Raw genomic sequence first — 7,519 nt, forward strand, 5'->3', positions numbered from 1 at the left:
GAAGAAAAGTAGATACCTTACCAGAAACCAATGAATATCTAGGCGATCTTAACTTCAATTATCGCATTCAAGGCAATGCCCGATTTAAGCCAGTTAGAGTTTATAACAATGGCGTCAAAACGATTATTGAGATGCCAGGAACCATGGCTCAAAGTGAAGCGCCCGCGCTGCTAGTTTTAAGAAGTCGAGGGCTATTTAAAAAATCAGAGTCCGTCATGGTCAATTATCGCCTTCAGGGTTGTCGTTACATCGTGGATGGTGTTTTTGATAAAGCCGTATTGGTTATCGGCAGCGGTTCCTCTCAAGAAAAAATTACGATTACAAGGTGCTGAAGATGAAAGAATTAAGTGTTTTACTGCTCGCTGTCTTGTTATCAAGCTGTGCCAGCATGCGTTATGGCAATTTCACCCAAATGCCTCAGGGTAAAGATGCTTATTTGGCGGCAGATGCAGCCACTCAATTAACCCGAGTCTATCCACCTGCTCAAAATACATTTTGTATTGGTCAGGCAGTCAACGATGGCTTTGGCTTAAGTCTTATTCAAAACTTGAGAAAAAAGGGTTATGGCATCAATGAAAATCAATGCCCTAAGAATAAAGCTAATTTTTTCTACGTGCTTGATGAGCTTAAAACTCAAAGCTATCGAATAAGCCTTTTTGTGGGAATGCAAACATTGAGCCGTGTGTATGCAAAAAGCCATGAAAATATCATCCCTGTCAGCGCATGGACTCATAAGGAGTAAGAGCTATGAATCAAAATAATAATTATTTGTCACCAGACAATTCACCCCAAAAGCTTGAAACAACAGGTGTAAAACGAGTGAATAATGTGCCACTCATGATTGCAATTGGTATTTTAACTGTTTTTGTAGTGCTCATCGCATTGGTTGCCAATAAACGAGCTAATGCGCAAAACCAGCCACAAGAAATAGTGAAGGTTAAAAACTCAAAGAAAAATACCATGAGTCTTGCTAATGACGTGGTAGGAAACCATAAATCAGCAGTAATTCCGCCCCAGAGTGTCACTATAGCTAACAGTGAAACAACCCCTTTGCCCATTCCTGAGCAACTTCCACAAAAAGAAGATACTCTGACACAAGATGTATCTGAAGCTGAAATCGAGCGCATTCGCCAGGAAAAAACTCAAGAATTTGAAGAGGCTGTTAAAGCTAAGACATCCATAATGGTCGATAACCCAAGATTGAATAATCGCGACACTGCCAAAACGTCCATGAATAGCAATGAGATGGCATTAAACATCGACCCTTCATTGGCGTTTAAAGAGCAGCTCGCATTATTACAAGGAAGGCAAGCTAAACCTATGCCACAAACCTTAGGTGGTGAAGAAAATGAAATGCGCTGGCATTTAAATTCAACCCTTCAAAGCCCAAACAGTCGATACGAACTAAGAGCTGGCAGCGTGATCCCAGGTGTAATGATTAGTGGCATTTCCTCTGAATTACCAGGTCAAATTATTGCCCAAGTATCACAAAACGTATATGACACCGCTACCGGGAAATATCTTTTAATACCCCAAGGTACCAAGATATTGGGGCTTTATTCCAGTGATGTCCCTTTTGGCCAAAACTCTGTATTAGTTGCCTGGCAACGCTTGGTTTTTCCAGACAGCAAAGCCTTGGATATTGGCTCTATGCCTGGTGCTGATAGTGCAGGATATGCCGGATTTCGTGATCAGGTAGATAATCATTATGGACGAATTTATGGTTCAGCTCTTTTAATGTCAGGCATTATTGCTGGTATTACTTATAGCCAAAATACCAATCAATCTAGCCAATTCGGTTACGCTCAGCCCACAGCTGGCAGCGTCATGAGTCAGGCTTTAGGACAACAGTTGGGCGAGGTCACTTCGCAACTGGTTTCAAAAAACCTAAATGTGGCCCCCACCATAAATGTTCGCCCAGGTTATCGATTCAATATCATCGTAGTGAAGGACTTAACGTTTAAACAGCCCTATAGGCAATTTGCTTATTAATAAAGGAGAGCATTATGAAATTTAAATCCATGATTATTTATTGCTTTGTTTTGCCAGTATTCGCAGGTGGCGCACCTGTGTTTGATATTGCGAATTGGATTCAAAATGGAAAAATGATTGCAACTCAGCTTAGCGAGTACAAAACGCAAGTCGATCAATACAAGAATCAGATGGATCAATACCAAAACATGTTAGACAACACCAAGTCACTGACTTCCTTTGAATGGGATAATGCCAACTCAGTTATTAATAATTTGCTTGAATCGACTGATACCATTGATTACTACAAGCAGGAAGCTGGTAGCCTCCAGGGCTACCTTGACCGATTCCAAAGCCAGGAATACTACCAAAAGACTCCGTGTTTTAATGGTAATGGCCAATGTTCTGCGGAAGAACTTAGAAAAATCAAACAAAGCAAATTAGCGGCTTCTGTTGCTGAAAAGCGATCCAATGACGCCATGCTTAAAGGGATTGATAAACAACAACAGAGTTTAAAAAATGATTCTGCAAAGTTGCGTACTTTACAATCTCAGGCACAAAGTGCTGCAGGCCAAAAACAGGCTCTTCAAGCTGCTTCTCAATTAGCCAGTAATCAATCTCATCAATTGCTTCAAATCCGAGGCGTGTTATTAGCACAGCAGAATGCTCAGGCGGTCAAAGACGCAGCGAGTGCAAACAAAGAGGCGATACAGACTGCAGGGGATGAGCATTTCAGATCAGGCTCATACCATAAAAGTTCAGGAAAAAAGTGGTAACCCATCATAAAAAGGAGAGGAAAATGAAGATCTTATGTTTATCAATTATGGCGGTTAGCTGTGTTTTATCAGGTTGCGACAGCGCTGAATCCAAGGCTCAGAAAAAAGCTGAGCACTTGGCCTCCCTTACCTGTAGCAGCCCACGAGAAGGTCGAACTCAAGAAGAACTGCAGGCTATTGGTGATGCGTGTTTCCGAGGGGGTAGTTATTCCAAAAGCTCTGGACAGACGTGGTAACGCTATGAATAAAAAAATAATCCCCTATGTAATTGCGTTTGGTTTATTTGGGTTTTCTGCTTGCTGCCATGCCAAAGGGCATGGCATGGATAGTCGTGATTTACTGGATAATATTTTACAGCGTTTTGCTAGCACATCCGCAATATGGAGCAAAACTATGTTGAGTTACGCCAGATATCTTTTTTGGTCCTTAGCCTCAATTAGTATGGTGTGGACATACGGCTTGATGGCATTGCGTAAAGCAGACATTCAAGAATTCTTGAGCGAAACGGTACGGTTTTTTGTAGTTGTCGGTTTTTTCTATTGGATTTTAGACAATGGACCTGCCATTGCAAAAGCAATCATTGACTCCATGCGGCAACTTGCAGCTAAGGCTTCTGGAATTAATGAACATGTCTCCCCTTCTGATATTGTGGATGTTGGGTTTGATATTGTCTCAAAAGCTATAGACAGCTCATCTATCTGGTCCCCTGCCGCAACTACAGTAGGATTGCTCGTTGCAGGGGTAATTCTGCTTATTCTTGCTTTAGTCAGTATTAACATGCTCATTATCTTAATCACCGCTTGGATCTTAACCTATGGTGGCATTGTTTTATTAGGGTTTGGCGGTGGCCGTTGGACACAGGATATTGCGATTAACTATTACAAAACCGTGTTGGGTATTGCATTACAAGCTTTTGCCATGATTTTGATTATTGGTATCGGTAAATCTTTTGTAGATCAATATTACGCAGCGATGTCTGAAAACATCATGCTCAAAGAGATGTTTGTCATGCTAGTTGTTGCCGTGCTGTTGCTGGTTCTTATAGATAAAATTCCACCTGCACTCGCCGCCATTGTGTCAGGAGGCGGTTCTGGTGGTGGCGGTGGACTGGGTCTTGGTGGTGCAATGGGAGCGGCTGGAATTGCAGGAGCAGCCATGGCGGGTGCTGCAGGTAGCGTACTTGCTCAAAGCGGTGGTGGATTATCTGCACTTAATGCTGCGTTTAAAGCAGCCAGCCAATCAACCAACTCAGGTGATACCAATGCACTGCCTGGGATGGATAAAAGCTCCAAAACCGGTGGATTAGCTGAGGCGATGGGAAGTGCTGCCAAATTTGCAGGCTCTTTTGGTTCACATTTAGCCTCAGGCACTATGGATGTAGCTCGTGAGAAAGCGAATTCGATTAAAGAAGCAGTTGCTGAAAAAATCGCTGACACAACAGGTGGAAAAATTGCCGAAGCAATTCAGAACAAGGTAGATACATCCGTTTGCGAATCGCAAGAATCTAACGCGCAAAACATTTTATCTATGGGTACACCTGCAGGTAGTCTCAGCTCAGGATTTGAGACATCAGATGAGGTCAGTCAATTCGTGAACCAAAAGGCATCTGGAGAGAACCAATGAGCCAAAACAAACCTAATAAAGCCATAGGCCCTCAAGTCAGAGAAAAAAATACCAGCAAGATAAATAAAACGTTAGTCTTGCTAGTGATTTGTTCTTTCTTAATCAGCATGCACATTGGAACTCAGTTTTTCGCGCATCAATTTCATTATGCTGATGCCCTTGGAGGGGCATTCGCCCCTATTTATATGCCTTGGCAGATTTTTATCTGGGCTATTAAGTATCAACCCTATTACCCAGATTCTTTTAATGCCGCCTTTGGTCTCATAGTTATGATGGGTTGTCTCTTTTTAATGATGATCGTGTTGGCCTCCAAGTATTTAAAAAAGAACAGTGTGAGTGACTACCTCCATGGTTCAGCCAGGTGGGCTAATTGGGAAGACTTAAACAGTGCAAGTCTCGTAGGCCTTGATGAAGGAGTTTATGTTGGCGCGTTTGAAGATGATAAAGGAACAATTCATTATCTACGCCATAATGGACCTGAGCATGTTTTAACGTATGCACCAACCCGCTCAGGGAAAGGTGTTGGCCTTGTGATTCCAACCCTTCTATCGTGGAAACACTCCTGTGTGATTACCGATTTAAAAGGCGAGCTTTGGGCAATGACCGCTGGATGGCGACAAAAACATGCCACCAACAAGGTTATTCGATTTGAACCTGCCACGTTAAAAGGAAGCGCACGCTGGAACCCTCTGGATGAAATCAGAGTAGGTACAGAATCAGAGGTGGGGGACGTACAAAATTTGGCAACACTTGTGGTTGATCCCGATGGTAAGGGGTTAGAAACCCACTGGCAGAAAACCTCTCAAGCCCTTTTGGTTGGTTTTATTTTGCATGCGATTTATAAATTGAACGCCTGCGGAGAACCAGCCACATTTCCCAACATTGACCGCATGCTTGTTGATCCCAATATTAATATTGCTGACCTGCTCATTGAAATGACCCAATACCCGCATGTTGAAGGTAAAACCCATCCTGTTATATCAGCCTCTGCTCGTGACATGATTGATAGGCCCGAAGAAGAAGCAGGCTCTGTGTTATCTACTTTAAAATCTTATCTGGCGTTATATCGCGATCCAGTGGTTGCGCATAACGTATCTGCCTCAGATTTTTGCATCCGCGATTTAATGAATCATCAAAATCCCGTTAGCCTCTATATCGTTACCCAACCCAATGATAAGGCAAGGCTTCAGCCGTTGGTTAGAGTCATGATTAATATGACAGTGAGACTATTGGCCGACAGAATGGAATTTGAGCGTGTGTCTGATGACAAAGGATTATCTTATGTAAGTGCTAAGAAAACGTATAAGCATCGACTATTGTGCATGATTGATGAATTTCCAAGCCTTGGAAAACTCGACATTCTGCAAGAGTCATTAGCTTTTGTTGCAGGTTATGGCTTAAAGTTTTACTTAATTTGTCAGGATATTAATCAGCTGAAAAGCCGTGAGCGAGGTTATGGCCCTGATGAAACCATCACTTCAAATTGTCACATCCAAAATGCTTATCCACCTAACAGAGTTGAAACCGCAGAACATCTTTCCAAGCTAACAGGCCAAACAACTATTGTTAAAGAACACATCACCACCAGTGGAAAACGCTTTTCTACATTCTTAAATCAAATATCAAAAACTGTTCAGGAAATATCAAGACCACTTTTAACCATTGATGAGTGTCTGCGTATGCCAGGGCCTAAAAAAGATGCTAATGGTTTGATTGTTGAAGCTGGAGATATGGTTGTATATGCAGCGGGCTTCCCTGCTATTTATGGTAAACAACCTCTTTACTTTAAAGATCCGATCTTTATGGCAAGAGCATCCGTTGAAGCTCCTGCTAACTCAGATATTTTACGTACTCGTTTAAGTGAAGATGAGGTCATCAGGTTATGAAAAAACTGTCAGCCATCATCTCTACTTTATTGATAAGCCTTATTGTTGTAGGTGCACTATTTCATGCCATGGGTTTTAGGATAAACCTGACTGAATCCATTCCTATAGGCTTGTATCACATCACCAGCAAAGCCTCTATCAAAAATACTTATGTGATTTTTTGTCCTGATAACAGAGAGTCATTTAGGTTAGCGAGGGATAGAGGTTATATAGACCATGGTCTTTACTGTGGTGGATATGGTTATTTAATGAAAAAAGTGGTGGCTGTTTCTGGCGATATCCTCTCTGTGACCAATAAAGGGGTATTTGTTAATCACATACTAACCCCCTATTCAAAACCAAAACTACAGGATGGGATGAAGCGCGACTTACCTCAATGGCAAGTAATGAATTACCAACTCCAAAAAGATGAAGTGATGACTATGACCAGTCAAAGCGAATGGTCATTTGATGGTCGATATTATGGTCTTGTTCACACAAGACAAATCAAAGGAATGATCACACCCATATGGGTAATTAATAAACGGAGAGAACCACATGAATCATGAAACCGAATTAATGGATGTGATTGCAGAAAAATTTGAGGATTTAGTAATCCCTGGATTTCTTCTTGAAGTCAGTCCTATTGAAGCGGACATCATGGGAGCATTTGTAGAAGATGCACTCAATGAAGAAGATGCGATGGAGGCTATTTATGACTAAAATGCCTTACTATGAAGTCGTTGCCAATCAAATTATTGAAAGCCTGAAAGCAGGAACCGCTCCCTGGTTGAAACCATGGGAGCCAGGTGTTGGTAATGGTCAAATTCCATATAATCCAGTCACCGGGAAGCGTTATCGAGGGATAAATGCTTTGTATTTGATGGTGAGTCAAAGTGATGACAATCGTTGGTTAACCTACAAACAAGCACAAAGTATGGATGCACAAGTACGCAAGGGAGCAAAAGGCACCACAATCCAATATTGGAAATTTCATGAAGAACAAACCAAACATGATGATACTGGTAAACCTGTTCTTGATGAACAAGGTAATCCATTAAAAGTGCAGGTGAATCTCGAACGACCCAAAGTGTTTTATGCAACGGTATTTCATGCCTCGCAAATTGATAATATGCCAGAGCTCATTGCAAAAGAGCCAGATTGGTCCTTAATTGAAAAAGCTGAAAAACTACTACATAACTCTGGAGCTAACATTGTTCACTCAGAAGCAGATAGAGCTTTTTATAGATTATCGACTGATAGTATTCATCTTCCCCCTAAAGA

At 41.7% G+C, this 7,519-nt stretch carries 10 protein-coding genes; all 10 read left to right on the top strand.

Features of this window, described 5'->3' with window-relative positions:
* Positions 1 to 332 (top strand): TrbG/VirB9 family P-type conjugative transfer protein (locus Q0495_RS08425; protein WP_298624951.1); only part of this gene is annotated, 332 nt, incomplete at its 5' end.
* 2 nt (positions 333 to 334) lie between these two features.
* Entirely contained in the window at positions 335 to 742 is a 408-nt protein-coding gene (locus Q0495_RS08430) for a conjugal transfer protein TrbH (RefSeq protein WP_298624953.1), read from the top strand.
* Between the two features lie 5 nt (positions 743 to 747).
* Positions 748 to 1,992, top strand: a complete 1,245-nt coding sequence (locus Q0495_RS08435) for a TrbI/VirB10 family protein (RefSeq protein ID WP_298624955.1) — start codon at positions 748 to 750, stop codon at positions 1,990 to 1,992.
* A 14-nt stretch (positions 1,993 to 2,006) separates the two neighbouring features.
* Positions 2,007 to 2,747, top strand: a complete 741-nt coding sequence (trbJ, locus tag Q0495_RS08440; RefSeq protein ID WP_298624957.1) for a P-type conjugative transfer protein TrbJ — start codon at positions 2,007 to 2,009, stop codon at positions 2,745 to 2,747.
* A gap of 23 nt (positions 2,748 to 2,770) precedes the next feature.
* The gene (locus tag Q0495_RS08445; protein ID WP_298624959.1) at positions 2,771 to 2,983 is read left to right on the top strand and encodes a hypothetical protein; all 213 of its coding nucleotides are present in this window, start codon (positions 2,771 to 2,773) and stop codon (positions 2,981 to 2,983) included.
* Positions 2,984 to 2,987: 4 nt separating this feature from the next.
* Entirely contained in the window at positions 2,988 to 4,370 is a 1,383-nt protein-coding gene (gene trbL, locus Q0495_RS08450) for a P-type conjugative transfer protein TrbL (protein ID WP_298624961.1), read from the top strand.
* A complete protein-coding gene (locus tag Q0495_RS08455) occupies positions 4,367 to 6,256 on the top strand; it encodes a type IV secretory system conjugative DNA transfer family protein (protein ID WP_298624963.1) in 1,890 nt (629 codons plus the stop codon). The genes trbL and Q0495_RS08455 overlap by 4 nt, the downstream gene beginning before the upstream one ends.
* Positions 6,253 to 6,804, top strand: a complete 552-nt coding sequence (gene traF, locus Q0495_RS08460; RefSeq protein ID WP_298624964.1) for a conjugative transfer signal peptidase TraF — start codon at positions 6,253 to 6,255, stop codon at positions 6,802 to 6,804. The genes Q0495_RS08455 and traF overlap by 4 nt, the downstream gene beginning before the upstream one ends.
* On the top strand, positions 6,794 to 6,958 hold the full coding sequence (locus tag Q0495_RS08465) for a hypothetical protein (protein ID WP_042754934.1): 165 nt from the start codon (positions 6,794 to 6,796) through the stop codon (positions 6,956 to 6,958). Before traF ends, Q0495_RS08465 begins: the two co-directional genes overlap by 11 nt.
* Positions 6,951 to 7,519, top strand: a 569-nt coding sequence (locus Q0495_RS08470) for an ArdC-like ssDNA-binding domain-containing protein (protein ID WP_298624969.1), incomplete at its 3' end; no start/stop codon positions are given. The genes Q0495_RS08465 and Q0495_RS08470, both read left to right, overlap by 8 nt.

The sequence above is a fragment of the uncultured Legionella sp. genome (assembly GCF_937871865.1).
Classification (GTDB): Bacteria; Pseudomonadota; Gammaproteobacteria; order Legionellales; family Legionellaceae; genus Legionella.